This window comes from Planosporangium mesophilum, from assembly GCF_016863255.1.
GTDB classification, from domain to species: domain Bacteria; phylum Actinomycetota; class Actinomycetes; order Mycobacteriales; family Micromonosporaceae; genus Planosporangium; species Planosporangium mesophilum.
In genome coordinates this window covers 123,806-147,683 of record NZ_BOON01000006.1, presented here as the reverse complement: position 1 = coordinate 147,683, position 23,878 = coordinate 123,806, and the positions used below count along the sequence as shown (strand labels likewise).

Below are 23,878 nucleotides of genomic sequence, written 5' to 3'. Positions count from 1 at the left end.
CGTTGCCCGCCCCCCTCCTAACGGGCAGGATCGCTGCATGGCACCTGATTCGCGACGTGGCGTCGCGGCCGGCGCGAAGAGCGGCCGGCGCGACGTGAGCAGGCCGGGGCAGGCTCGGCGTACCCTCCGGGCGGTCCCGAGCGGCGAGCAGCCCGACGACGAGTCGACCATGCCCGAGCAGTTCTCCCCGCTCGCCGGCGACCGGCTCGACGGCAAGGTGGCACTGGTCACCGGGGCCGGCAGCCCGGACGGGATCGGCTACGCGACCGCGCGGAGGCTGCGCGCGCTCGGCGCCATCGTGGCGATCGTGTCCACCACCCGCCGCATCCACGAGCGGGCGACCGAGCTGGGCGTCACCGGCTTCGTCGCCGACCTCACCGTGGAGGCCGAGGTGGGGGCGCTCGCCGACGCGATCAGTGACCAGTTGGGCGGCGTCGACATCGTCGTCAACAACGCCGGCCTCGCCAGCAAGGCCAGCCCCGAGGTGCTCCGGCCGGTGGCCCAGCTCAGCTACGACGAGTGGCGCGCGGAGATCGACCGCAACCTCAGCACCGCTTTCCTGGTCAGCCGCGCGTTCGTCGGCGGGATGGCGGAACACGGCTGGGGGCGCATCGTCAACCTGGCCGCCACCGCCGGGCCGGTGAACGCGCTGCCGGCCGAGGCCGGCTACGCGGCGGCCAAGGCCGGCGTGGTCGGCCTGACCCGGGCACTCGCCATGGAGCTGGTGGCGGACGGCATCACGGTCAACGCGGTGGCGCCCGGCATCATCCACACCGGAGCGTCCACGCTTGTGGAGCTCAAGCAGGGGTACGGCACCCCGATGGGGCGGCCGGGCACCCCCGACGAGGTGGCGGCCACGATCGCGTTCCTGTGCTCGCCGTCGGCGTCGTACATCACCGGTCAGATGCTCATCGTCGACGGCGGCAACAGCGTGCAGGAGGCCCAGTACCGCTAGTTGCCGGACCCGTTGGTGTTCGGGATCAGGTTGAGGGCGCCGCAGCACAGGCACACGCTGACCGCGAGCCACAGGTACCCCATGATCAGGCCCGCGGTCGCGAGCCCGCCGCCGGCCTCACCGGTACGGGCGATCTGGCGCTTTCCGACGTGGCCGAAGACGATCGCCAGCGGCCAGAACACGAACGCGAAGACCAGCGAGAGAATGGCCATCGTGTTGGTCGGGCGTGCCGTCGGCGGCGCGTGCCCGGCCGGCGCGTACCCGAGGTGGTACGGGTCGATCTGGGTGGGCGGCTCCGCCGGACCGAGCGGCCGGGTGGGGCCGTACGGTTCGGTCGGTTCATCGTCGTACATCGAAGCCACGGCTCAACCGTAACCGTCGGGTGCACCATTGCGGATGGCGGTGTTCTGCGGTGACTGTATTCACAACAGCTGCGGTCGCATGATACTCGTCAGTAACTTAATCTGCGTTCAAATATCCGCCACGTTCCCCCATAGCCCTGGAGGGTCACCATGGCACGCCTCGCCCAGACGCCCGGCCTGACCGACGTTCAGCAGTCGATCCTGGAAACCGTCCGGGAGTTCGTGGACAAGGAGATCATCCCGCACGCGCAGCGGCTGGAGCACGCCGACGAGTACCCGGCCGACATCGTCGACGGGATGCGCGAGATGGGCCTGTTCGGCATCACGATCGACGAGGAGTACGGCGGGCTGGGGGAGTCGCTGCTCACGTACGCGCTGGTCGTGGAGGAGCTGTCGCGCGGCTGGATGTCGATCTCCGGCATCATCAACACCCACTTCATCGTCGCGTACCTCATCAGCCAGCACGGCTCGCCGGAGCAGAAGAAGTACTTCCTGCCGAAGATGGCCGAGGGCAGCGTCCGTGGCGCCTTCTCGATGTCGGAGCCCGGCTGCGGCTCGGACGTCTCCGCGATCCGTACCAAGGCCGTCCGCGATGGTGACCGGTTCACCATCGACGGCCAGAAGATGTGGCTGACCAACGGCGGGCAGTCTTCAGTGGTCGCGACCCTGGTCAAGACCGACCTCGGCGCCGACACCGTGTACGGCAACATGACGACCTTCCTGGTGGAGAAGGAGCCCGGCTTCGGCGAGACGGCTCCCGGCCTCACCATTCCCGGCAAGATCGAGAAGATGGGGTACAAGGGCGTCGAGACGACCGAGATGGTCCTCGACGGCCATGTCGTGCCGGAGACCGCCGTCCTCGGCGGCGTCGACGCCGGCCTGGGCCGCGGCTTCTACCAGATGATGGACGGCATCGAGGTCGGCCGGGTCAACGTGGCCGCCCGCGCCTGCGGCATCTCGATCCGGGCCTTCGAACTCGCCGTCGCGTACGCGCAGCAGCGGCAGACGTTCGGCAAGCCGCTCTCCGGCCACCAGGCGATCGCGTTCAAGCTCGCCGAGATGGGTACGAAGATCGAGGCGGCGCACGCCCTCATGGTCAACGCCGCCCGGCTCAAGGACGCCGGCAAGCGCAACGACGTCGAGGCGGGCATGGCGAAGCTGCTGGCCAGCGAGTACTGCGCCGAGGTGGTCCAGGAGGCGTTCCGCATCCACGGCGGTTACGGCTACTCCAAGGAGTACGAGATCGAGCGGCTGATGCGCGAGGCGCCGTTCCTGCTCATCGGCGAGGGTACGTCCGAGATCCAGAAGACCATCATCTCGCGTGGCCTGCTCAAGGAGTACAAGCAGCGCTGAAGCGTCCCTAGGTCGTCACAACGTCCCGGAATTTGAAGCCAAGGGTGCTGAGGCCCCGATTTTCGGGACGTTGTGACGACCATCGGTCACGATCAGGAATTCTCGATGTTGCGGGTCAGTCCGGAACTCGCCCGGACCACGGCGATGCACGAGTCCTCGACGTAGTCGACGCCGGCCTGCTCGGCGATCTCGCGCGCCTCCGGCGAGACGATCCCCAGCTGCAGCCACACCGCCCGGGCGCCGATCTCCACGGCCTGCCGTACGATCTCCGCCGCGTCGGCGCTCGGGCGGAAGATGTTGACCAGGTCGACCGGCTCGGGGATTTCGGCCAGCACCGGGTAGCTGGGCTGTTCCCAGAGTTCGTTGATGCTGGGGTTGACCGGGATCACCCGCCAACCGTGCCGCAGCATCTGGACCGGCACCTCGTGCGCGGCTTTTCCGGGGTTGCGGGAGGCGCCGACCACCGCGATGGTGACCGACTCCTCGAGTATCTCGCGTGGCGTTCTCACCAGGGAAAGGTTAGCGCGGTCCACCAGGGGTTGCCGAGTATCTACTGTGGACTGACGTGTCCGTCGGCATCGGGCCGCCGGGCCAGAAGTTCGGCGTACACCCGCTCCTGCTCGCCGTCCGTACCGATGGCGTACCGCGGCTCCGGCTGGTCGGCGTAGTGACGCACCGCATCCATCAGGTACACCAGATTGACGCCGGTCGTCACCTCGGGCAGCCGTGCCCAGGCGCTCCGGCGACCGGTGGCCCGGACGTCGAGGACCGCCCGCACCCCGGCCTTTCGTAGCTCGGGCGGCCCGACCTGCTCCCAGCCGAGGGTGCGCCGCACCGGGTAGCCCCGCACGACCCCCTCCGGGGTGAGCGCGACCGCCGGCACGCCGCGCGCCAGCCGTACGGCGGCGAGCAGCCCGCCGACCAGCGCCACCGCAGCGAGCGGCGCGAGCGCCGGGCTCGCCCCCCACACCATGACCGGGAACACCAGGAGCCCACCAAACCGGGGACACATCACCCGGTACGCGGGTGGCGCGGCGAACGCCGGTCGCCCCGCCAGTCGGGTGACGGTAAACGCCGCGGGCGCCGGTGCGCCGCCCCGCCGCGGTGCCCGCACGGTGCCCAGGAAGGCGAGTGCGAAGAAGGCCCAGCCCGCCAGGAACGCGTACTGCCGCACCTCGCCGGACCCGTCGACCACGTACGCACCGGCGACGCTCAGCAGCGCGCCGACCAACGGCCCGAACAGCCAGGCCAGTTCGCCTCGGGTCGGGCGCAGGGGGACCGGGGTGGGCGGCATGGCCGCAAGGATAGGCGCGCGCCGCTACAGCAGGGTCAACTGCTCGTCCGGCCGCGGCTTCACGCCGGACGGGTCTGCCAGCACCCGATCCTCCTGCGGGCTCGACAGCACCTGCCGGGCGGTGTTGGTGCCGCCGGCGGGCAGACCGTGGCGGCGCGCGGCCTGCCGCACCCGCGCGGTCAACTCCCGCTGGTACGCCGAGCCGAGGTAGGCGCCGTCGTGGTACAGCTCGCGGTAGCGCGGCAGCAGGTCCGGCCGCTCCCGTGCCAGCCAGGACAGGTACCACTCCCGGGCACCGGGCCGCAGGTGCAGCCCGAGCGGGACCAGGCTGGCCGCACCGGCGGCGGCGATGGCGCGGACCGTCTCGTCGATGGATTCGGCGGTATCGGTGATTCCCGGCAGGATCGGCGCCATCAGTACGCCGACCGCGAAGCCCGCGTCGGACAGTTGCCGGACCGCGTCCAGGCGGCGGCGCGGGCTCGGGGTACCCGGCTCGACCGAGCGCCACAGCGCCTCGTCCACGAAGCCGACCGACATCGACAGCCCGACGGCGGTGACCTCCGCGGCCTGCTTGAGGAGGTCGAGGTCGCGCAGGATCAGGGTGCCCTTGGTGAGGATCGAGAACGGGTTGGCGAAGTCGCGCAGGGCGGTCAGGATGTCGCGCATCAGCCGGTACCGTCCCTCGGCCCGCTGGTAGCAGTCGACGTTGCTGCCCATCGCGATCTGCTCGCCGCGCCAGCGCGGCGACGCCAGCTCCTTGCGCAGCAGTTCGCCGGCGTTCACCTTGACCACGACCCGGGTGTCGAAGTCCCGGCCGGCGTCGAGGTCAAGGTACGTGTGCGTGTTGCGGGCGAAACAGTATCGACACGCATGAGTGCAGCCCCGGTACGGGTTGAGCGTCCACTCGAACGGCACCCGCGAGGCGCCGGGCACCCGGTTGATGATGGACTTCGCCCGCACCTCGTAGAACGTCATGCCCCGGAACTCGGGCGTGTCGAAGGTGCGCGTGACGGCCCCGGCCACCGGGATCGGCAGCGCGGGTTCGCCGTCGGCGTCGTTGACCGAAAGGTTGTCCCAGCGCATCCGCCTATTCGAACATCCGTTCGACCTGCTGTCCAGCGGGTGCCGGACTCAAGCGCCGGAACCCGGGTACGGGGCTCAGGACGCGTTGGCCGCGACCTGGCGGCGCACCTCGTCCATGTCGAGGGCGCGGATCTGGCTGATGAGGGACTCCAGCGCCGACTCGGGCAGCGCGCCCGGCTGCGCGAAGACCATGATGCCGTCGCGGATCGCCATCACCGTGGGAATCGAGCGGATCTCGAATTCGCTCGCGAGCAGCTGCTCGGCTTCGGTATCGACCTTCGCGAAGGTGATGTCCGGGTGGTTCTCCGAGGCCCGCTCGTACACCGGCGCGAACGAACGGCAGGGTCCGCACCAGCTGGCCCAGAAGTCAACGAGCACGATGCCCTCGCCGGACACCTTCTCGGCGAAGTTCTCAGCAGTGAGCGCTACGGTCGCCATTCTCGTCTCCGTTCTACGTTCTGCGGCTACGTTCTTGGGCAACGACCGGGCGGTCGGTGCAATTCCACAACGTGCTGACTGTCACCCCTGGCGTACCCGAAGCCGACCGGCTCAACCCCGCACAATTGACCGGTGGAACCGACCCTCGTCTACGACGGTGACTGCGCATTCTGCTCGTCGTGCGTGCGCTTCATCGAGCGCCGTATCTCCACGCCGGCGCGGCTCAAGGCCTGGCAGCGGCTCGATCTCGCCGCCCTCGGGCTGACCGCCGACCGGTGCGCGGACGCCGTGCAGTGGGTGGGCGTCGACGGCGAGGTCGCGGCCGGGCCGGTGGCCATCGCGCGGCTGCTGCGGCAGGCCCGCGGGCTGAGCGGTCATCTGGTGTGGCGCCCGGCCGGCGCGGTTCTCGGTACCCGGCCCGCGCTCGCGCTGGCCTGGCCCGCGTACCGGTGGGTGGCGCGTAACCGCCACCGGCTACCCGGCGGCACCGCCGCCTGCGCGCTGCCGCCGCCTCCCGAGACCCCAACCGCGCCGATCTAGGAGATATGGCGCCTCGTCTGTCCGGTTCGCCCCGCCACTGCTCCTGGATCGACGGGGGAGCAGAAATGCGCCCAGGCGTTCCAGCGGTAGGAAGCTCGCCAGCGCCACCTGCTGCGGGATGAACGAGATCGTGATCGTGGCGAACACGCCGAGGTGGAACGCGTAGAAGAAGGCGACCGCGAGCTGGCGCCCCCGCCGGGGCAGTACGAAGACCAGCGGGCTGAGCAGCTCGAACGCCATGATGCCGAACTGCGCCGCGACCAGCAGTTCGGGTACGCGGGTGAGCGCCTGACCCAGCGCGGTGCCGCGGCGCAGCAGCGCCCAGTTCAGGGTGGCGCCGGTGAGCCAGTCGAGGCCGCCGAAGCGCAGCTTCGCCCAGGCCGCCAGGAAGTAGGTGGCGACGGCGGCGAGCTGCGTCACGCGCAGTGCCCAGCCGCCACGCTCGGTGGGGATCGTGTCGCGGTGCCGGGCCGGACCGGCGGTCGGCAGCGCGACCAGCGCCACCAGCAGCGCGAACCGGTCGTGGTCGACCTTGCCGTAGCTCATCGCCACGACCATCCATTCGAGGTACAGGATGGCGACGGTCCAGCCGAGCGCGCGGGGTGCCCGGCCGGTTGCTGCCGCGCACGCGGCCACCAGGAGCAGCCAGAACACCGTGTCGACCAGGCTGGGGGTGGGGGCCGGCAGGTGCAGCAGCCGGCCGATGAGCAGCGGGCGGTAGAACGAGCCCGGCAGCTCGCCGTGGTGACGTACCCACGGGGTGAAGAAGACGAGATCGGCCGCGACGAACAGGTACACCAGCGTGCGCATCCAGGCGACCCGCCCGCGCGGTACCGGCTCGGTGAGCCAGCCGGCCAGCCTCGTCATGGGCGCCACACCACGGTCGTGGCGTCCCAGGACCGCCCGGTCGGGCGGCCGTCGCGTACCTCGTGCCAGCGCACCACGACGCTGACCTCCCGCAGCGGCGCGGCGCCCGGGTTTCGCCGCTGGTACGCCGTGGCCACGGTGGACAGCCGGGACGGCTCGGCGGTGAAGCGGTCGAGCTGGCCCTCGATCTCGGCGCGGCGGATGCCCGTGTCGGCCTGGGTCAGGATCCGTCGCAGGCCGGCCGTGTCGACCGCCTCGACGCGGGTATCGGCGACCGGGGCGCCGGGCGGGTCGGCGCTCGCGTAGACCCGGAACGGGCCGAAGGGAAAGTCGTCGTCGTCACCGACGGCCGTGCCGGTCAGCAGCAGTGCGCAACCGATCAGCGTGGCCGTGACTCGTATCAGGCGACCACGCCGGGTGAGTGATTCGGCGTCACCGCTCTTGCTTACGCCCCGTAGTGATTTGTCATTCACTTCTTGTAATCGACTTTCCGTGAATTCCTGGTACCAGCCCCGTTAGGCTCACAATTTGGTAACTGTGACGCCCGTCTCTGTACGCAGCGTTGCGGGCCCCGGCACAATTCTCCGCAACAGAGCGTGGGCGGCGGGCGCCGGGGAGGGCCCCGCCGTTCATTGCTTTCTGTGGTCGACGTCTCCGTGTCCAGCTTGGTTACCAACCGGTAATGTCAGCTCGGACGAGGGGAAGGGGTCGGAAATGCAGTTCGGTCGGTACTTCGAGGAGTTCGAGGTCGGGGCGGTCTACCGGCACTGGCCCGGCAAGACGGTCACCGAGTACGACGACCACCTGTTCTGCCTGTTGACGATGAACCACCACCCGTTGCACATCGACGCCCACTATGCCGAGACGTCGACCCATTTCAAGCGCAACGTGGTCGTCGGCAACTACATCTACTCGATCCTGCTGGGCATGTCGGTTCCGGACGTGTCGGGCAAGGCGATCGCCAACCTCGAGGTCGAGTCGCTGCGCCACGTCGCCCCGACGTTCCACGGAGACACCATCTACGGCGAGACGACGGTGCTCGACAAGCGGGAGTCCGGCTCGAAGCCCGACCGCGGCGTGGTCAGCGTGGAGACCCGGGGTTACAAGCAGGACGGCACCCTGGTCTGCGTGTTCCGGCGCCGGGTCATGGTGCCCAAGAAGGAGTTCGCCGGCCCGGAGCAGCCGAGCTTCCCGGAGCCCCGGCCCTCCTCCTGATCATGGATCACCGGTCGGCTTGTGACGATCATGGTTTCGGGCGCGCTTATGCTGAGCCTGGGAGGGTCGTCATGTCGCACCATTCAACGAGCCGCTCACCCATCGCGCTGCCGTTTCCGCCGGCCGAGTGGGACCTCCTGGTCCGCCTGCCCGGCCGGGTCCTGATCGCCGCCACGGCGGTCCGGCCCGAGGACGCCCGGCACACCGTCGGCGAGGGCCTCGCCGGGATCGAGGCGATCGCCGCCGGCCGGGCCTCGCCGAGCCGCCTGCCGCACGACGTGGTGGCGGCGATCTACGCCGAACGGGCCGGCGACGTCGATCCGCGGGAGTTCGCCGACCCGAGATCGGCCATGGTCAGCGTACTGACCGATTGCCGGGCGGCCGCCCGTACCCTCGCCAGACGCGTCGCCGGTTCGGACGCCGACGCCTACCGGGACTGGCTGGTGGAGATCGCGACCACGGTCTGTTCCGCGGGGCGGCCGCACGGCTGGGTCACCCTCGCCGAACAGCGCTTCCTCGCCGACCTGGCGCTCGCGCTGGCCGTCTGAGCCCGTACCTTTCCTTGTCGTGAGTGAGGACGTCGAGGTCGAGTTCGAGGTCGGGGTCGGGCCGTGGGTGGGTCCGTGGCCGACGGATCCGCGCTACGACCCGGAGCTGCTCGCGCGGGGCGACCGCCGCAACGTCGTCGACCGGTACCGGTACTGGCGTGTCGACGCGATCGTGGCCGATCTCGACGCCCGCCGCCACGACTTCCACGTCGCGATCGAGAACTGGCAGCACGACCTGAACATCGGCACGGTGGTCCGCAACGCGAACGCGTTCATGGCGGCCGAGGTGCACATCGTGGGCCGCCGCCGCTGGAACCGCCGGGGCGCGATGGTCACCGATCGCTACCAGCATGTGCGCCACCACGAGACGATCACCGATCTGGTCGGCTGGGCACACGCCGGGGGGCTGCCGGTGGTCGGCATCGACAACCTGCCGGGGGCGTACCCGCTGGAGTCGGTGGTCCTGCCGCGCCGCTGCGTCCTGATCTTCGGCCAGGAGGGCCCGGGGCTGTCCGATGCGGCCCGGAACGCCTGCGACCAGGTCTACTCCATCGCGCAGTACGGTTCGACCCGCTCCATCAACGCCGGTGTGGCCAGCGGCATCGCCATGCACGCCTGGGTGCGGGCGCACGCCGCGCCGGGGTGATGACGGCGGGTTTCCGCCCGAGATCCCCTACTGGGGCAAATCAGTCCGAGCCACCTTTGCCAACCGGCTTGACTGCCCGGTGACGACGACGCACCGTAGTCACATGGGCATCGCCGTTAGCTGTCCCAGATGTGGCGGTCGGGTACGACCGCCCGATCTCATGAACAGCAGCTGGCGCTGCGACGTCGACGGGCCGGTACTGCCACTGCACGTCACCGAGCACATCAACGCCCAGATCCTCGAGTCGGTCGTCGCCAAGGTGGCCACGGGTAGTGCGAGTGGCGCGCCGACTCCGCTGTGGGGGTTGTGGCCGTTACCCACGGGATGGATGGTGACCGGGGTCGGCTGGGCCGGCGACTGCCGGTCCGGGGTACGGGCGACCGTGCTGGCGTGCAGCGGGCCGGCGCCGATCGACCGCGGCCCCGCCGACATCGTCCTGGTGGCCGAGGAGCCCGGGGTCGGGCTGGGTGCCCGGTTCGCCGGCATCCCCGGCCCGGATCCGGGGCCGTTCCTGGAGGGCGCGCGGGACGGGGCGCCGGCGCACGCGAAGGTACGGGCGGCGGGCTGGCCCACGCCACTGTGGTCGGTGAAGTCCGCCGACGACCGGTCGGCGTACGTGGGCGAGGCCAGGGGCATGTGGCTGTACGCCGTGGCCTGGCCCTCGTCCTCCGGGTACCTGGTAGCCGAGGATCTGTCGCTGTGCGATCTGGTGGAGTCCCGGCCGAGTGAGCTCGTTTTCGGTGCCCCATCGCCCTATCTCCATGGCTCTGCATAGCGCGGCCCCATTAGGATCAAGTTCTGACCGGATGGATGAGCGACATTCACCCAAAGGCACATAACTGATACCGTGAGTTGGCCGCGGCGCGACACCGAGGCCGTGGGGAGAGGGAAGGCCCGAGATGGTCAAAAAGGTCCTCACCTGGGCTTCCATCGCTTTTCTAGTGTTCTTTGTGGCCTATCGTCCGGCCTCGGCGGCCATGGTCGTGAAGTCCATCGGTAGCGGGATCGTGGACATAGGCACGGGCTTCGGCGACTTCTTCACCAGGCTCGTCAGCTAGCGATGACGACGCCGCAACCACCGGACGGGGACGAGCCTCCCCGCCGCTGGCAGGACCAGGACACCGAGCAGTTCTCGCGACCGCCCGGGGACGATCCGTCGTCGACGATGTCGGGTGGGTACGGCGGGGCCGCCTCGGGTGGCGCCTACTACGTGGTCGACGAACCGCTTCCCCTCACCGAGGAGGAACTGGCCGGCCTGCGAGGGGAGTCCGCACCGCCGCCGCTGTTGACCACCAAGCGCGTCATGCCGCTCGAGGACGAGCCGAGCGGGGTGGTTCAGCGGTACCTGTTCCCCACGGAGAAGTTCCGGGGCGAGTGGAAGCGGCACTGGATCGAGCTCGGCAAGGAGATCGGCATCGGCCTGGCGGCAACCCTGCTGATGGGGTACGCCACCGGGTACCTGGCCAAGAAGAACATCCCCAGCGGCGTCACCATCGTCATCGTGCTCTGGCTCCTGGTCCTGCTCTGGATCGGCTGGCGCATCGGCGACTGGTGGTTCGACCGGTTCATCCTCACCAACAAGCGGGTGATGGTCATCAGCGGCATCATCACCCGCAACGTCGCGATGATGCCGCTGGTCCGCGTCACCGACATGAAGTACGTACAGTCGCCGCTGGGCAGGCTCCTCAAGTACGGCACGTTCGAACTGGAGTCCGCAGGCCAGGACCAGGCGCTGCGCAAGGTCGAGAACCTGCCCAACCCGAACGAGTTGTACCTGCGCATCGTCGAGGAGATGTACGAGCCCGAGGCGGTCGAGGCCAGGTTGGGTCGGGTGGCCGAGGGCGAGTACGGCGAGGAAGACGGCACCTGACCGGGCGATCGAAGATTCGTTTCTCCTCCTGACAACCTTTCCGTGGGCCGGTGCCGTCCACATCGGAGCGCTGGATGGTGGTGGCACCGGCAGGTACGTGACCGGTCGGGCGGCCGATACCGTACCGTCGGGTTTGATGCGAATTGACCTGCACACCCACTCCATCGCCAGCGACGGCACGCTGAGCCCGGCAGAGCTCATGACGGCGGCAGCCGCCGCCGGGCTGGACGTCATCGCGCTCACCGACCACGACACCACGGGCGGTTGGGAACCGGCCCGGGCGGCGCTGCCGGCGGGGCTGACGCTGGTACCCGGAGCCGAACTGTCCTGCCGGTGGTACGGCCCGGACCAGACCACCGCGCTGCACCTGCTCGCGTACCTGTTCGACCCGGACGACCCGGCGCTGTGCGAGGCGCTGGCCGCGGTGCGCTCCGACCGCGAGCGGCGCGCGCAGCGGATGGTCGACCTCATGCGCGCGGACGGCATCGACGTCACCTGGGAGGAGATCGTCCGCTACGCGGCCGGCGGTACGGTCGGCCGGCCGCACCTGGCCCAGGCGCTCATCCGGCGCGGGATGGCGGCGAGCGTCTCCGAGGCGTTCGCCCCGCACCTGCTGGGAGAGCGGTACCGCCTGCCCAAGCACGACCTCGACGTGTTCGACGCGCTGCGGCTGGTACGCGACGCGGGCGGGGTGACGGTGTTCGCCCACCCGCACGCCACCAAGCGCGGCCGGATCGTGCCCGACGCCGTCATCGCGGAGATGGCGGCGGCCGGCCTGTTCGGGCTGGAGGCCGACCACGACGACCACTCGCCCGCCGAGCGGGCGTACGTCCGGGCGCTCGCCGCCGACCTCGGGCTCGTCGTCACCGGCTCCAGCGACTTCCACGGCACCAACAAGACCGTGCCGCTCGGCGCGTACACGACCGCGCCGGACGTGTACGAGCGGATCGTCGGCGCCGCGAAAGGCTACGGCCCGCTGCGATGAACGCGAAGCTGTTCGGCGAGGCCCTGGTCACGCTCTTTGTGATCATGGACCCGCCCGGTATGGTCCCGATCTTCCTCGCGTTGACGGGCAGGCAGCCGGCGCGCGAGCGCAAGCGGGCCGCCTGGCAGGCCGTGGCGCTGGCCGGCGGCGTCATCGCGTTCTTCGCGGTCGCCGGGTACCAGATCCTGGGCTATCTCGGCATCGGCCTGCCTGCCTTGCAGGGCGCGGGTGGGCTGCTGCTCCTGCTGGTCGCGCTGGAACTGCTGACCGGCAAGGCCGACGACCCGTCTTCTCAGCAGGCGACCTCGAACATCGCCCTGGTGCCGCTGGGAACGCCGCTGCTGGCCGGTCCGGGCGCCATCGTGGCGACGATGCTGTTCGTACGGCGGGCGCACACCGCCGGCGACTTCGCCGCCATCGCGCTGGGGATGGCCGTGGTACTGCTGCTGGTCTGGCTGGCGCTGCGGTTCTCCGGGATCATCGTGCGGATCCTGCGCCCCAGCGGCATCGAGGTGCTGACCCGCATCGCCGGTCTCCTGGTCGCCGCGATCGCGGTGCAGTTGATCGCGGACGCGGTGGCCGCGTTCGTCCGGTCCTACCTGGGCTGATCTTCGCCGGTCCGTACCGGCTGACCGCCGCCGGCTGGTGAGTCCTGTACTGCTGGCTGGTCCGCTCGCGGGGCCCGGATCACCGCCACCCCACGCTCGAGGTCGATGCCGCCGGCGGCGGCCACGTCGACCCGGCGGCGCTTCTGCTCCTCGACGTGCTCGGTCTGCTTGTGCTTCGACGGCCGGAACAGCCCGTCGATCTCGGCAAGGCCCGCGGAGACCGCGCTCGTGGCGCTGGAGCCCTCGTCACCTCCGCGCAGCCATCGCATGAACCCCATCAGACCTCCCGGCGCCCGCCGGCCTGTCGTGCTGGCCGGCCGCGCCTCCATAGCGCGTCGGACAAGTGTCGCACCCGGGTGGCAGGATCGTCATGTGCCTACACAGCGGCCGACCCGTTCGTCCACCCCGGCCCACCCTAACGAGCAAGACGGGCAGATGGGGCTTTTTGCCCCGCCCCGGCGGCTGTTCAGCTGTACGCCGAGCCGGCTCGGCACGTACGAGGACTGCCCGCGCCGCTACCGGTACGTCTACGTCGACCGGCCCGCGCCGCGGAGGGGGCCGCCCTGGGCCCACAACTCGCTGGGCGCGAGCGTGCACAGCGCCCTGAAGAACTGGTTCGGGCTGGCCGCCCCCGAGCGCACCACGGCGGCCCTGCCGAGGCTTCTGCGCGCCACCTGGGTGCGTGAGGGCTACCGGGACGACGAGCAGGAGCAGCAGGCGTTCCAGCGGGCGTTGGGGTGGTTGGAGACCTACGTCGAGGGCCTCGACCCGGCGGCCGAGCCGCTCGGGGTGGAGCGGACGGTCGGCGCGCCCACCACGGTGCTCGCGCTGTCGGGGCGGGTCGACCGCATCGACGAGGTGGGCGACGAACTGGTGATCGTCGACTACAAGACCGGGCGCCGCGACCTCAACGGCGACGACGCGCGCGGTTCGCGGGCGCTGGCGCTCTACGCGTACGCGGCGGAGCGGATGTTCCGGCGCCGGTGCCGCCGGGTCGAGCTGCATCACCTGCCCACCGGCACCGTGGCGACGCACGAGCACACCGAGGAGTCCCTGGCCAGGCACCTGCGCCGGGCGGAGCAGACCGCGCAGGACGTGATCGACGCCGAGGAGGCGGTGGCCGCCGGCGCCGACCCCGACGTGGCGTTCCCCACCACGCCGGGGCCGATCTGTTCCTGGTGCGACTTCCGTCGGACCTGCCCCGCCGGTGCGGCCGCCCCGGAGCGTGAGCCGTGGGCCGCGATCGAGCGGCCGTCGGAGTCCGCGCCGGAGGGGTAGCCGACCGGTCAGGCGGAGCCCGGGGTGGAGCGGTCGCCGACCGTCGGGGTGGCCCTCGCCGCCCGGGCCATCGCCGACTTGTAGATCGGGCCCTCGAACAGGTTCCGGGGTAGGGCCCGCAGGGTGAGTCGCAGCGCACGGGCCGACAGGGATGCCGTCAGGTCGGTGGTCGGTAGGGCCGGCAGGCCGTACAGCTTGCGGGCCCACGGCGGCAGGAGGCCGATCCCGAGCGCCGCCAGCCCCAGCCAGGCGGCGCGTGCCGGGGTGTAGCCGAGCCCCCAGCGCATCGGCGGCGCGGACAGGAACAGCAGGCTCTCCGCCGCCTCCCGGGTCATCCGCAGGCGGGGGAGGACCTCCCGGTAGTACTCCTGGATCTCGGCGACCGAACCGGGCACCTCGTCGGCGGCCAGGCCGACCAGCTCGGCCGCGCGTCGTTGCTCGTGGACGTACCGGTCGGCCTCGTCGTCGGTGAGCGCCACGCCCGCCCGTCGGGCGGTGGTCAGGAACGAGTCGATCTCGGTCACGTGTACCCACCGCAGCAGGTCCGGCTCGTCGATGCGGAAGCGCTCCCCGGTGTGCGGGTCGGTCGCCCACATTCGCGCATGCAGCCCGCGCAGCCGCTCGCCGGCACGGTTGGCCTGCTCGGTCGTGCCGTACACCACCGTGGCGACGTAGATCGAGGTACGGGCCAGCCGGCCCCAGGGGTCGGTCCGGAAGTCGGAGTTCTGGGCCACACCCGCCATCGCACGGGGGTGCGCCGGCTGCAGGTACAGGGCCCGGAGGCCGCCCAGCGCGATGATCGGCTCCGAGTGCACCCGCCAGGTCACCGAGCCTGGGCCGAACAGCCCGAGGCCGTTGTCGTCGCCGCTGCCCACCGGGTCAGCGTGCCACGGATCAGTCCTCGGCACGACGGGCCTGGCACCCGGCGCAGAGACCCCAGAACGTCACTTCGGCCTCGTCCAGCTCGTACCCGTGCAGCTGCGACGGGTTCAGGCACGGCGCGGCCCCGACCGCGCAGTCGACGTCGGCGATCTCGCCGCAGCCCCGGCACACGATGTGGTGGTGGTTGTCGCCGGTCCGCCGCTCGAAGCGGGCCGGCCCGCCGGCCGGCTCGATCCGCCGCGCGAGGCCGGCGCGGGACAGCGCGCCGAGCACGTCGTAGACGGCCTGTACCGAGACGGAGTCCAGCCGGCCGCGTACCTTGGCGGTGATCTGCTCCACGTCGAGGTGTCCGTGGTCGCTGTCGAGCACGTCGAGCACGGCAAGGCGCTGCCGGGTCACCCGCAGACCGCGGGACCGCAGCAGTTCTTCGCCGGACATCCATCCATCAGACCACGCGCGATGCCGCACCTCAAGGTGGCGTGGTCGGAGCCACGTCGGCTTTGTACTAATTGACCGCCATGGGGTCTCGCCGGGCCTGGCCGGGCCTGGCCGGGCCTGGCCGGGCCTGGCCGGGCCTGGCCGGGCCTGGCCAGGCCTGGGCCGAGCCGGGCCGAGCCGGAGGGCCGGGTCAGAAGAACAGCGCCCGCCCGCACAGCACGAGTACCAGGACGACCATGACCGCCCCGCTCACCATGGCGATGCCGAACGTCAACGTGCGCGCCCGCCCCTCGGCCTGGTCCAGGCCGAGGGGGTCCTGGGGTGGCAACGACCGGGGCGGTGGCGCCTGTACGACGAGCGGCGGCCGCCAACCGGCCGGCGGCGGGATGGTCGGAGGCGGCCCGGGGTAGCTCGCCGGCCGGCCCGCCGGGGCCGGGTCGGCCGGTGCCGGCGGAGGGGTCCCGTCCGGGGGTCGTCGCCACTGCGCCTCGTCGTCGACGACAGGTGCGGGCCGCCCGGTGACATTCTCCGGGCCGGACCCGTACGGGCTCGGGCTGCTCACGAGCCCGACGCTACCAACACCCGGCGGTCACTCCTCGGCCTCGTCCGCGAACAGCTCGGAGAGCGGGATGGCGATGGTGGACTCGTCGGCCCAGCTCGGCGCCGCCGGGCCGGGCCGGACCTGGCTGTCCTGGGCCGTGGGGTCCAGCGCGGCCTGCGGCGTCGGGTCTTCGATACCCATGGAGATTCCCTTCGATGCGTTGACCGCATCAGTGTGAGGGACGCCGCCGTGCGGCGGGAACCCTCACATCCGGGCTCCTCGGACTACGCTGCGTATGTGCCGTACCGAACCGAAGACGTGGACCTCACGCCCGACCGCACCGACGACCGGCGAGAGGTGACCTTCGCCGAGGATCTGGTGATCCTGCCCGACCAGACCGGTGACGACACCGACGCGGGCTGGGGCGAGCACTCCGGCAGCAACGACGACCGCCTGCTGGCAGACCGGCCGCCGCACTGGGGCTGAGCGCCGCCGCGCCTTCACGCGGCGCGGCCTTCGCGGCGCCTAGCTCGCGGTGGTCGAGCCGGCCGGCTTCTTGTCCGACGAGGTGCTCGCCGCCGGCTTGCTCTCGGATGCCTTCTTCGTGGTCTCGCCACCGTTGGTCGAGCTCACCGTCGATGACGACGACGACGAGTTCGACCGGGAGTCGGTGCGGTAGAAGCCCGAACCCTTGAACACCACACCCACGGCCGAGAACACCTTGCGCAGCTTGCCCTCGCAGGCGGGGCACTCGGTCAGCGGCTCGTCGGTGAACGACTGCACCGCCTCGAGCTGGTGGCCGCACGCGGTGCAGGCGTACTGGTAGGTCGGCACGACAGCCTCCGTGATTTGGCACTCGGCATCTTCGAGTGCCAATGGTGCGTCATCCGGACCGGTTTCGTCCAGTGTGAGTCACCAGACCCACGCCCGACGGCGTGACCACGGCGTCCACCGGCCGGTCGTGCGGCTCGGCCGGCAGCCGGTCGACCAGTTCGCCGTCGTAGAGCGGTACCACCACGAGTGCCGAGGGTGCCACCCGGGCCAGCGCGCGGTCGTACGAGCCGCCGCCGCGACCCAGCCGGACGCCGTCGGTGGACACCGCCAGCCCCGGTGCGACGATCAGCTCGGCCTCGGCGATCGCGTCCACACCGAGCCGGGGGCCGTCGGGTTCGCTGAGCCCGTACCGCCCCGACAGCAGCGGTGCCGGGTAGGCGGCCCAGTCGAGGTCCAGGTCGGGGCGGAGGACCGGCAGCAGGACCCGGCCGACGCCCGGCAGCTCCGGCAGCCGCGCGCCGCCCGGCTCGCCGGCCATCGGCAGGTACGCGCAGACGGTACCGGGCCGCACCCGCGCCACCACGGTCGCGAGAGCCTCCCGGATCGCGGCGTCCGCGTCCGAGCGCTCCTGCGGGGACAGCGTCCGGCGCGCCGACAGCACCGCGGAGCGGATCGCGCGCTTGTCGCGCCCCGGCGCGGCGCTCACCACAAGGGCATCTTTCATGGCTAAGATGCACAGATCAGATAAATCGGACACGAAGGACCTCGGCGACAGTCAGTGGAACGCCGTACGTTATGACAGCATCACACGAGCGTGACCAATCGACCCCGCTGACACCGGGAGGACGAGTGACGCTGCGCACGCGGCTGACGGCCGCGTTTCTCGCGGTGGTCCTCGGTCCCGTGCTGCTCGGGGCAGGCTTCGTCGCGGTGGCCGTCGACGCCGTCAACAACAGCCGGTCGTCCGAGCGGCTCGACCTGGCCGCCAGCGGCCTCCGTACCGCCATGAACTCGCTCTGCCAGCGGCTGCGTACCGCCGCCGAGACCGCGGCGGTCCTCGGTGGCAGCCTCGAACCGGCCGCCGCGGAGCGGGTCGTCAGCCGCCACCTCGCCGGGGGCATCCAGCTCGTGGGTACCGGCGGGGACGTGGCCTACAGCGCCGGTGCCGTGCCGGCGCGGCCGTGGGCCGACTGTAGCGACCCGTCCGGCGGAGCCGGAGAGAACGGCAGGGACGGCGGAACCGGAGGGAGCGGCATGGCCGGCGGGTCCGACGGGGTCGGCTTCGTCGCCGTCGCCATCGCCGCGCGGGTCCAGGTGGTCGACGCCGACGGCCGGCCGCTCGGCCAGGTCTACGCCGTCGAGCCGGTCGACACCGCCCTGGTACGCCGCCTCGCCACCGCCGCCGGGGCGGCCGTGACCGTGCTGCACGCGGACCACCGCTGGAGCACCGAGCGCGACGGCGACCTGGCACAGGTCACCACGGCGGCCGACGGGCTGCGCGCCGGAGCCGCCGGCCGCACCGACAACGGCCGGTGGGTCCGCCGGATCGACCAGGGGCCCGGCCAGCCGCTGCCGCTCGCGCTGTCGGTGCCCCGCGACGAGCCTCGCACCCTGTACGCCGCGCTCATCGCGGTGGTCGCGGTCACCGCACTGCTGTCGATCGTCGCCGCCCGGTGGCTGGCCCGCTCGACCACGCGCCCGCTCACCGAGCTGTCCCACGCCGTCGACCGGGTCGCCGGCGGAGACCTCGCCGTCCGGGTACCGGTCCGCACCCGCGACGAGGTCGGTCGGCTGGGCGTGACGTTCAACCGGATGGCCCGCGAGATGCAGGGCTACCTGGAGGCGCTCACGGCCAGCCGCGACCAGCTGCGCGGCCACCTCGGCCTGCTCGGGGACACGCTGTCGAGTACGCACGACGTCGACCGCATCCTCGAGGTGATCCTGGAGAGCGCGCTGTCGGCGACCGGGGCCCGGGCCGGCGTGCTGCTGCTGGCCGACCCGGCGACCGGCACGCTGGTCGGCCGGTGCGCCGAGGGGCTCACCGAGGGCGGACCGGCCCAGGTTCAGGAACTTCGGGTACGGCTGGGGGACGGCCTGCTCGGCGACGTGGCCGCGAGCGGCGTGGCGCGCCGGGGCCTGGTCGGGCGCGACGGCCCGCGGCTCGCCCCGGGCGAGCCCCGCTGCCGCACCTACGTCGCGGTACCGTTCGCCGCGCCCGGCCCGAGCGCGGTGGCCGGCCCGACCGGCGGGCTCATGGCCGCGACCGCCGAGGGCCCGGCGGCCCCCGAGTCTCCGGCGCCGCCGCGCGGGGTGCTGGCCCTGTACGACCGGCACGGCTTCGACGAGTTCGACGACGCCGACCTGACCACCCTGCGGACCTTCGCCGGGCAGGCCGCTGTCGCGCTGGACAACGTGCGGGTACACGAGGAGGCGCAGCGGCTGTCGCTGACCGACCCGCTCACCGGGCTGTCGAACTACCGGTACCTGAAGGACTCGCTGCGCCGGGAGGTGGAGCGGGCCAGCCGGTTCGGGCACCGGCTCACCGTGCTCGCGCTGGACCTCGACCGCTTCAAGAACGTCAACGACACGTACGGGCACGCGGCCGGCGACGCCGTGCTGGCCGAGTTCGCCCGGCGGGTACGGGTCGAGATCCGCGAGGTCGACCTCGCGTTCCGCCAGGGCGGCGAGGAGTTCGTCGTCCTGCTGCCGGAGACCGACGCCACCGGCGGCGAGGTGGTGGCCGAGCGCCTCGTCGCGGCGATCCGGCGTACCCCGGTGTTCGTCCGGTCGGCCCGCTCGGCCCAGGCCGTGCGGATCCCGGTCACGGTATCCATCGGCATTGCGGTCTACCCCGACCATGGCGTGAGCGATGCCGCCGTGCTCGAGGCCGCAGACGACGCCCTTTACCAGGCAAAATCGGACGGACGGGACAGATTCCGGGTGGCCCGGGCGCGCGCGGAGGGGGTACCGGCCGTGGCGAACGTGGCCGGTGGCCCGGACGACGCGGGCCCGGCGGGGGACGGCATGGACGCGGCCGCCGTCACGTCAAGCGGCGCGCCCAGCGCGCCTCAGGCGTCGCGACGAAGCCACGGCGGTTAGTCTCCGGACATGGTCGACAGCGCGCGCACAACCACGGAAACCACGGGTGCCCCATCTCCGTCCATTTCGGAAGGCCGCCGGGCGGTCAAGGCTGTCATTCCGGCGGCCGGTCTCGCCACCCGGTTCTTACCCGCAACCAAGGCCGTACCCAAGGAACTGTTGCCCGTTGTGGACCGTCCCGTTCTGGAGTACATCGTCGAAGAGGCCGCCGACGCCGGCATCTCCGACGTCCTGCTCATCACCGGTCGCGGCAAGACCTCCATGGTCGACCACTTCGACCGCCGGCCGGACCTCGAGGCCCGGCTCATCGAGAAGGGCGACGACGAGCGGCTCGCGGCAGTCCGGCGCCCCAGCGAACTGGCCGAGATCTACACCTGCCGCCAGCACGAGCCCCTCGGCCTCGGCCACGCGGTGGGCACCGCCGAGTCCCACATCGCGGGTGAGCCGTTCGCGGTGCTGCTCGGCGACGAGTTCGTGGACGAGTCCGACCCGCTGCTGCCGGCGATGCTGGACCTGCAGTCGCGTACCGGCGGCATCGTGCTCGCCTTCATCGAGGTCGAGCCGGAGGAGGTGCGCCGCTACGGCATCGCGTCGGTGGAGGCCGCCGAGTCGTCCCTCCAGGACGTCGGGCACGAGGTCGTGCGGGTCACCGGCCTGGTGGAGAAGCCGACACCGGAGGAGGCGCCGAGCAACCTCGCCGTGGTCGGCCGGTACGTGCTGCCGGCCAGCATCTTCAACGCGATCAAGCGGACCAAGCCCGGCAGCGGCGGTGAGATCCAGCTCACCGACGCGATGGCGCTGCTGCTGGCCGAGGGGACCCCGGTTCACGGCGTCATCTACCGGGGAATCCGGTACGACACCGGCCAGCCCCTCGGATATCTGCAGGCGGTCGTGCAATTGGCGGCGAAGCGGCAGGATATCGGTCCGGCCTTCCGGTCGTGGTTGCTCGGATTCGTGGAATCAATTGATGGTTCGGAAGGCTCCGCGCGGTCATAGTGGCCCGGGACATCCGGGATATGACAGATCGGAGAAGTTCGAGATCGGAAAGGAGGCGAGCGGTATGACGACGGTCCCGACGGAGTTTGACGCGACTATTCATCCGGCTGGCGCCGAGCTGACTCCGCTCGCCGAGTACCTGGCCGGTGTGCTGCGAGGGCTGCGGCCCCTGCCGGCACTCGACCTCGACCTGACCCAGGCGTACGGGAACGTGCTCGCCGAGGACGTGCACGCGCCCGGGCCGCTGCCGGCGTTCGACCACGCCGCGATCGACGGGTACGCCGCACGGTTCGAGGACGTCGTGGACGCCTCGCCGAGCCGGCCGGTACGCCTGAACGTGATCGGCGACCTGGGCGCGGCGAGCTGGCGGCCGGTGCGGCTGACCCCGGGTACCTGCTTCTCGATCGGCTCCGGCGCGCTGCTGCCGGCCGCCGCCGACGTCGTGGTCCCGGTGCACGCCACCGACCAGGGCATGGCGGCGGTCGAGGTGTACGACTCGCCGCCGAGGCGCGGGTTCGGCCTGCGCCGGTCCGGCGACGAGATCCCGGCCGGCGCCCTGCTCGCGCGGGCCGGCACCTACGTCAACCCGGCCCTGGTCGCGCTGCTGGCAAGCTGCGGGATCGGGCACGTGGTGGTACGCCCCAGCCCACGCGCGGTGATCGTGGCGACCGGTGACGAGCTCGTCGACGTGGGCCGCGCCAGCCAGCCCGGCCAGCTCGTCGACGCCAACTCGCACGCGCTGACCGCGGCGGCCGCCGAGGCGGGCGCGCACGCGTACCGGGTGGGGATCTGCGACGACGACCCGGAAGGGCTGCGGGGCCTGCTCGAGGACCAGACCCTGCGGGCGGACCTCATCATCACGACCGGTGGGACCGGTGTCGGCCCCGGCGACATGGTACGGCGGGTGCTCTCCCGGCGCGACGGGCAGCGGCCACCGGTACGCTTCACCGACGTGTCGGTCTATCCATGTACATCGTTGGGCTACGGCAACGTGCCGTCGATGGCCGGGGCCGAGGGCGTACCGGTCGTCTGCCTGCCCGGCGACACGGGCGCGGCGCTGATCGGGTTCGAGGTGCTGGCCCGGCCCGTCATCCAGGTGCTCGCCGGTGCCGACCCGGTCTTCCGGCCGAGCGTCCGGGCGCACCTGCTGGAGACGATCAAGTCGCCGTCCGGGCTGCGCGAGTTCCGCCCGGCGTACGTGGCCGAGCGCCGCGGCGGCGGGTACACGGTGGCGCCGCTCGCCGGTGGCCCGTACACGCTCTCCGGTCTCGCGGAGGCGAACGGCCTGATGGTGCTCGGCGAGCGGGTCACGACCGCGCCGGCCGGGTCCACGGTGGACGTTCTGCTGCTGGACCGGCGACGGTGATGCAGCCGGGCTGGCCGGCGGTGCTCCGTGACGGGCCGGTCCTGCTGCGGCCGTACCGGCGCGGCGATGCCCGGGCCTGGTCGGAGACCCGGCGGGCCAACGAGGAGTGGCTGGCCCCCTGGGAGCCCTCGCCGTACGGCCCGTGGCACGAGCTGAACTCGCCGGCCGCGTTCCGCTCCGTCTACGCCGACCTGCGCCGCGTCGCCCGCCAGGGCGCCGCGATGCCGTTCGCGGTGTGTCTGCTCGCCGCGGACGAGGAGCGTCTCGTCGGCCAGTTGACGCTGGGCAGCATCGTGCGGCGGGCCTTCTGCTCCGGGTACGCCGGGTACTGGGTCGACGCGCGGGTCGCCGGGCGGGGCGTCATCCCGACGGCGCTGGCCCTCGCGGTGGACCACGCCTTCGGCGTCGGTGGGCTGCACCGGATCGAGGTCAACATTCGGCCCGAAAACCGGCCGAGCCGGCGGGTGGTGGAGAAACTCGGTTTCCGCCAGGAGGCCTACCACGAGCGTTATCTCCACATCGACGGTGAATGGCGCGACCATATCGGGTACGCCCTGACGGTCGAGGATGTCGCCGACGAAGGTGGCCTGCTGGCGCGTTGGCACCGGACCCGCGCCGCGGCCTGATCATCCTTTCGGGTTTGGGACCACCACCTATCAGGTACCAATTGGTCCATGCGCCTATTGCGCAGCGTGGCGCCGGAAAATACTCGACGAGGACACGTAACCTCGGATATCGGAGTTGCCACGGCTGCAACTCTTCTTTTGCCATACAGGTGTGACGGGAGGGGTGAGGGTGCCGACCTCGGTGCTCCTCGCCGTCCTCGCCGCCGCGGGCCTGCTGGCGTTCGCTCCGGCGCTCGTTCGCCGGTACGACGCCACCGAGCGGCTGGTGGCGGAGCGGGCGCTGTCGACGGCTCGCGTACTGGCCCGGATCGGGGGCCAGACGCACCGCCGGCGCCGCACCGTGCCCGGACGCCGGCCGATCAACCCGCCCCGCTTCGTCGTGCCCCGGATGGCGGGTGGTGTGGGGGTCTCCTCGGCTGCTGAGGGTTCTCCGTCCGATCCGCCCCGCCAGCCGATCAAGCGGGCGCCCAAGCACCTGCGGCACCCCCGCGCGGTGTACCGCCGCCGCCGGGTGTTCGCCGCGCTGGTCCTGCTCAACCTGGTGGAGCTGGTCGGTGTGGTCGTCGTCGGCCCGGGATTCTGGATCAGCGCCGGCTTCACCGGGCTGCTTCTGGTGGCGTACACGGCCCACCTGCGCAACCGGGCGATGCTGGAGCAGCGCCGCCGCCGCGCGGAGGCCCGCTACGCCGCCTGGGTGGCGGCCCGGCAGGCGGCCGTACGGCGCGAGCAGGCCCGTCGGGCGGCGGCCCGTAGGGAACTCCTGCGTCAGCAGCTGTTGGAGCGCGAGGAGGCCCGTCGGGAGGCCGCGCGGGTGGCCGGGCAGTCGGCGGTACGCGGGCGGGCGTACGAGGCCCGTGCCGTGGGCCAGGATTGGTAGATCATGGGGCCCGCGGCGTCGTCGTGCCGGGCCGCCAAGATCTCGGAGTGTCGCGGCGATCCAATTCGCCGTCGGTGCTCACGACCTGTTATCGTGGGCGCCGGTCAGCTACCGCGAGGTAGATGATCGCAAGGGGCTGTGGCGCAGACTGGTAGCGCACCTCGTTCGCATCGAGGGGGTCAGGGGTTCAAATCCCCTCAGCTCCACCAGAGGTAAGGGGCCGTTTCCGAAGATCGG

General features: G+C 71.6%; 32 protein-coding genes and 1 tRNA gene. 19 read left to right on the top strand and 14 right to left on the bottom strand.

Going from position 1 to position 23,878, the window contains the following annotated elements; translation table 11 throughout:
• The first annotated feature begins 37 nt into the window (after positions 1–37).
• The gene (locus Pme01_RS04485) at positions 38–955 is read left to right on the top strand and encodes an SDR family NAD(P)-dependent oxidoreductase (RefSeq protein ID WP_168112523.1); all 918 of its coding nucleotides are present in this window, start codon (positions 38–40) and stop codon (positions 953–955) included.
• On the opposite strand, the gene Pme01_RS04480 is transcribed toward Pme01_RS04485, so the two are convergent.
• A complete protein-coding gene (locus Pme01_RS04480) occupies positions 952–1,308 on the bottom strand; it encodes a DUF4190 domain-containing protein (RefSeq protein ID WP_168113356.1) in 357 nt (118 codons plus the stop codon). The genes Pme01_RS04485 and Pme01_RS04480 overlap by 4 nt on opposite strands.
• Before the next feature lie 159 nt (positions 1,309–1,467).
• Between Pme01_RS04480 and Pme01_RS04475 the strand changes: the two genes are divergently transcribed.
• Positions 1,468–2,670: an acyl-CoA dehydrogenase family protein gene (locus Pme01_RS04475; RefSeq protein WP_168112524.1), complete on the top strand. Its 1,203-nt coding sequence runs from the start codon at positions 1,468–1,470 to the stop codon at positions 2,668–2,670.
• Between the two features lie 92 nt (positions 2,671–2,762).
• On the opposite strand, the gene Pme01_RS04470 is transcribed toward Pme01_RS04475, so the two are convergent.
• From Pme01_RS04470 to trxA, 4 genes are all read right to left on the bottom strand, one after another.
• The gene (locus tag Pme01_RS04470; RefSeq protein WP_168112525.1) at positions 2,763–3,179 is read right to left on the bottom strand and encodes a CoA-binding protein; all 417 of its coding nucleotides are present in this window, start codon (positions 3,177–3,179) and stop codon (positions 2,763–2,765) included.
• Between the two features lie 41 nt (positions 3,180–3,220).
• Positions 3,221–3,964, bottom strand: coding sequence for a hypothetical protein (locus Pme01_RS04465; protein ID WP_168112526.1), 744 nt, complete (start codon positions 3,962–3,964; stop codon positions 3,221–3,223).
• 24 nt (positions 3,965–3,988) lie between these two features.
• On the bottom strand, positions 3,989–5,047 hold the full coding sequence (locus tag Pme01_RS04460; protein ID WP_168112527.1) for an Rv2578c family radical SAM protein: 1,059 nt from the start codon (positions 5,045–5,047) through the stop codon (positions 3,989–3,991).
• 75 nt (positions 5,048–5,122) lie between these two features.
• Positions 5,123–5,527: a thioredoxin gene (gene trxA / locus Pme01_RS04455; protein WP_338090147.1), complete on the bottom strand. Its 405-nt coding sequence runs from the start codon at positions 5,525–5,527 to the stop codon at positions 5,123–5,125.
• A 90-nt stretch (positions 5,528–5,617) separates the two neighbouring features.
• Between trxA and Pme01_RS04450 the strand changes: the two genes are divergently transcribed.
• Positions 5,618–6,025 carry a thiol-disulfide oxidoreductase DCC family protein gene (locus tag Pme01_RS04450; protein WP_168112529.1) on the top strand — a complete coding sequence of 136 codons (408 nt, stop codon included), beginning with the start codon at positions 5,618–5,620 and terminating at the stop codon, positions 6,023–6,025.
• Here Pme01_RS04450 and Pme01_RS04445 read toward each other — a convergent pair.
• A complete protein-coding gene (locus Pme01_RS04445; protein ID WP_203935427.1) occupies positions 5,960–6,892 on the bottom strand; it encodes an MFS transporter permease in 933 nt (310 codons plus the stop codon). The two genes, Pme01_RS04450 and Pme01_RS04445, sit on opposite strands and share 66 nt — an antisense overlap.
• Positions 6,889–7,365 carry a hypothetical protein gene (locus tag Pme01_RS04440; protein WP_168112530.1) on the bottom strand — a complete coding sequence of 159 codons (477 nt, stop codon included), beginning with the start codon at positions 7,363–7,365 and terminating at the stop codon, positions 6,889–6,891. Before Pme01_RS04440 ends, Pme01_RS04445 begins: the two co-directional genes overlap by 4 nt.
• A 241-nt stretch (positions 7,366–7,606) precedes the next feature.
• On the opposite strand from Pme01_RS04440, the gene Pme01_RS04435 reads away from it, so the two are divergent.
• The 8 genes from Pme01_RS04435 (at position 7,607) to Pme01_RS04400 (ending at position 12,764) form a co-directional block, all read left to right on the top strand.
• Entirely contained in the window at positions 7,607–8,107 is a 501-nt protein-coding gene (locus tag Pme01_RS04435; RefSeq protein ID WP_168112531.1) for a MaoC family dehydratase, read from the top strand.
• Positions 8,108–8,178: 71 nt separating this feature from the next.
• Positions 8,179–8,655: a hypothetical protein gene (locus tag Pme01_RS04430; protein WP_168112532.1), complete on the top strand. Its 477-nt coding sequence runs from the start codon at positions 8,179–8,181 to the stop codon at positions 8,653–8,655.
• A 19-nt stretch (positions 8,656–8,674) separates the two neighbouring features.
• Positions 8,675–9,301 carry a TrmH family RNA methyltransferase gene (locus Pme01_RS04425; protein WP_168112533.1) on the top strand — a complete coding sequence of 209 codons (627 nt, stop codon included), beginning with the start codon at positions 8,675–8,677 and terminating at the stop codon, positions 9,299–9,301.
• A gap of 103 nt (positions 9,302–9,404) precedes the next feature.
• A complete protein-coding gene (locus tag Pme01_RS04420; protein WP_308441027.1) occupies positions 9,405–10,076 on the top strand; it encodes a DUF6758 family protein in 672 nt (223 codons plus the stop codon).
• A 124-nt stretch (positions 10,077–10,200) separates the two neighbouring features.
• Positions 10,201–10,359, top strand: coding sequence for a hypothetical protein (locus tag Pme01_RS04415; protein WP_168112535.1), 159 nt, complete (start codon positions 10,201–10,203; stop codon positions 10,357–10,359).
• A gap of 2 nt (positions 10,360–10,361) precedes the next feature.
• Positions 10,362–11,171 (top strand): PH domain-containing protein, encoded by an 810-nt coding sequence (locus tag Pme01_RS04410; protein WP_168112536.1) that lies wholly within the window; start codon positions 10,362–10,364, stop codon positions 11,169–11,171.
• A gap of 136 nt (positions 11,172–11,307) precedes the next feature.
• Positions 11,308–12,156, top strand: coding sequence for a PHP domain-containing protein (locus tag Pme01_RS04405; protein ID WP_168112537.1), 849 nt, complete (start codon positions 11,308–11,310; stop codon positions 12,154–12,156).
• Positions 12,153–12,764, top strand: coding sequence for a MarC family protein (locus Pme01_RS04400; RefSeq protein ID WP_168112538.1), 612 nt, complete (start codon positions 12,153–12,155; stop codon positions 12,762–12,764). Before Pme01_RS04405 ends, Pme01_RS04400 begins: the two co-directional genes overlap by 4 nt.
• Here Pme01_RS04400 and Pme01_RS04395 read toward each other — a convergent pair.
• Complete coding sequence (locus Pme01_RS04395; protein WP_168112539.1) at positions 12,752–13,042, bottom strand: DUF6191 domain-containing protein; 291 nt, start codon at positions 13,040–13,042, stop codon at positions 12,752–12,754. The two genes, Pme01_RS04400 and Pme01_RS04395, sit on opposite strands and share 13 nt — an antisense overlap.
• Positions 13,043–13,199: 157 nt before the next feature.
• Here Pme01_RS04395 and Pme01_RS04390 point away from each other — a divergent pair, with 157 nt between their 5' ends.
• Entirely contained in the window at positions 13,200–14,042 is an 843-nt protein-coding gene (locus Pme01_RS04390; RefSeq protein ID WP_168112540.1) for a RecB family exonuclease, read from the top strand.
• 8 nt (positions 14,043–14,050) lie between these two features.
• On the opposite strand, the gene Pme01_RS04385 is transcribed toward Pme01_RS04390, so the two are convergent.
• The 4 genes from Pme01_RS04385 to Pme01_RS04370 form a co-directional block, all read right to left on the bottom strand.
• Positions 14,051–14,917: an oxygenase MpaB family protein gene (locus Pme01_RS04385; RefSeq protein ID WP_168112541.1), complete on the bottom strand. Its 867-nt coding sequence runs from the start codon at positions 14,915–14,917 to the stop codon at positions 14,051–14,053.
• Positions 14,918–14,936: 19 nt separating this feature from the next.
• Positions 14,937–15,362, bottom strand: a complete 426-nt coding sequence (locus Pme01_RS04380; RefSeq protein ID WP_168112542.1) for a Fur family transcriptional regulator — start codon at positions 15,360–15,362, stop codon at positions 14,937–14,939.
• A 190-nt stretch (positions 15,363–15,552) separates the two neighbouring features.
• The gene (locus Pme01_RS04375; RefSeq protein WP_203935426.1) at positions 15,553–15,924 is read right to left on the bottom strand and encodes a hypothetical protein; all 372 of its coding nucleotides are present in this window, start codon (positions 15,922–15,924) and stop codon (positions 15,553–15,555) included.
• Between the two features lie 27 nt (positions 15,925–15,951).
• On the bottom strand, positions 15,952–16,104 hold the full coding sequence (locus Pme01_RS04370; protein WP_168112543.1) for a hypothetical protein: 153 nt from the start codon (positions 16,102–16,104) through the stop codon (positions 15,952–15,954).
• A 96-nt stretch (positions 16,105–16,200) separates the two neighbouring features.
• On the opposite strand from Pme01_RS04370, the gene Pme01_RS04365 reads away from it, so the two are divergent.
• Positions 16,201–16,389 carry a hypothetical protein gene (locus Pme01_RS04365; RefSeq protein ID WP_168112427.1) on the top strand — a complete coding sequence of 63 codons (189 nt, stop codon included), beginning with the start codon at positions 16,201–16,203 and terminating at the stop codon, positions 16,387–16,389.
• Positions 16,390–16,428: 39 nt separating this feature from the next.
• Here the strand turns inward: Pme01_RS04365 and Pme01_RS04360 are convergent, their stop codons facing one another.
• Positions 16,429–16,737, bottom strand: coding sequence for an FmdB family zinc ribbon protein (locus Pme01_RS04360; RefSeq protein WP_168112544.1), 309 nt, complete (start codon positions 16,735–16,737; stop codon positions 16,429–16,431).
• Positions 16,738–16,786: 49 nt separating this feature from the next.
• The gene (locus tag Pme01_RS04355) at positions 16,787–17,401 is read right to left on the bottom strand and encodes a 5-formyltetrahydrofolate cyclo-ligase (protein WP_168112545.1); all 615 of its coding nucleotides are present in this window, start codon (positions 17,399–17,401) and stop codon (positions 16,787–16,789) included.
• Positions 17,402–17,526: 125 nt separating this feature from the next.
• Here Pme01_RS04355 and Pme01_RS04350 point away from each other — a divergent pair, with 125 nt between their 5' ends.
• The 6 genes from Pme01_RS04350 to Pme01_RS04325 all read left to right on the top strand — a co-directional run bounded on the left by Pme01_RS04350 (position 17,527) and on the right by Pme01_RS04325 (position 23,850).
• On the top strand, positions 17,527–19,776 hold the full coding sequence (locus Pme01_RS04350) for a GGDEF domain-containing protein (protein WP_239088016.1): 2,250 nt from the start codon (positions 17,527–17,529) through the stop codon (positions 19,774–19,776).
• A 63-nt stretch (positions 19,777–19,839) separates the two neighbouring features.
• The gene (locus Pme01_RS04345) at positions 19,840–20,772 is read left to right on the top strand and encodes a UTP--glucose-1-phosphate uridylyltransferase (RefSeq protein WP_373315451.1); all 933 of its coding nucleotides are present in this window, start codon (positions 19,840–19,842) and stop codon (positions 20,770–20,772) included.
• A gap of 64 nt (positions 20,773–20,836) precedes the next feature.
• Positions 20,837–22,138 carry a molybdopterin molybdotransferase MoeA gene (locus Pme01_RS04340; RefSeq protein ID WP_168112548.1) on the top strand — a complete coding sequence of 434 codons (1,302 nt, stop codon included), beginning with the start codon at positions 20,837–20,839 and terminating at the stop codon, positions 22,136–22,138.
• Entirely contained in the window at positions 22,138–22,764 is a 627-nt protein-coding gene (locus Pme01_RS04335) for a GNAT family N-acetyltransferase (protein WP_168112549.1), read from the top strand. The genes Pme01_RS04340 and Pme01_RS04335 overlap by 1 nt, the downstream gene beginning before the upstream one ends.
• A gap of 163 nt (positions 22,765–22,927) precedes the next feature.
• Positions 22,928–23,641, top strand: coding sequence for a divisome protein SepX/GlpR (gene sepX / locus Pme01_RS04330; protein ID WP_239088015.1), 714 nt, complete (start codon positions 22,928–22,930; stop codon positions 23,639–23,641).
• A 132-nt stretch (positions 23,642–23,773) separates the two neighbouring features.
• Positions 23,774–23,850: transfer RNA gene (locus Pme01_RS04325), tRNA-Ala, on the top strand.
• Positions 23,851–23,878 lie beyond the last annotated feature (28 nt).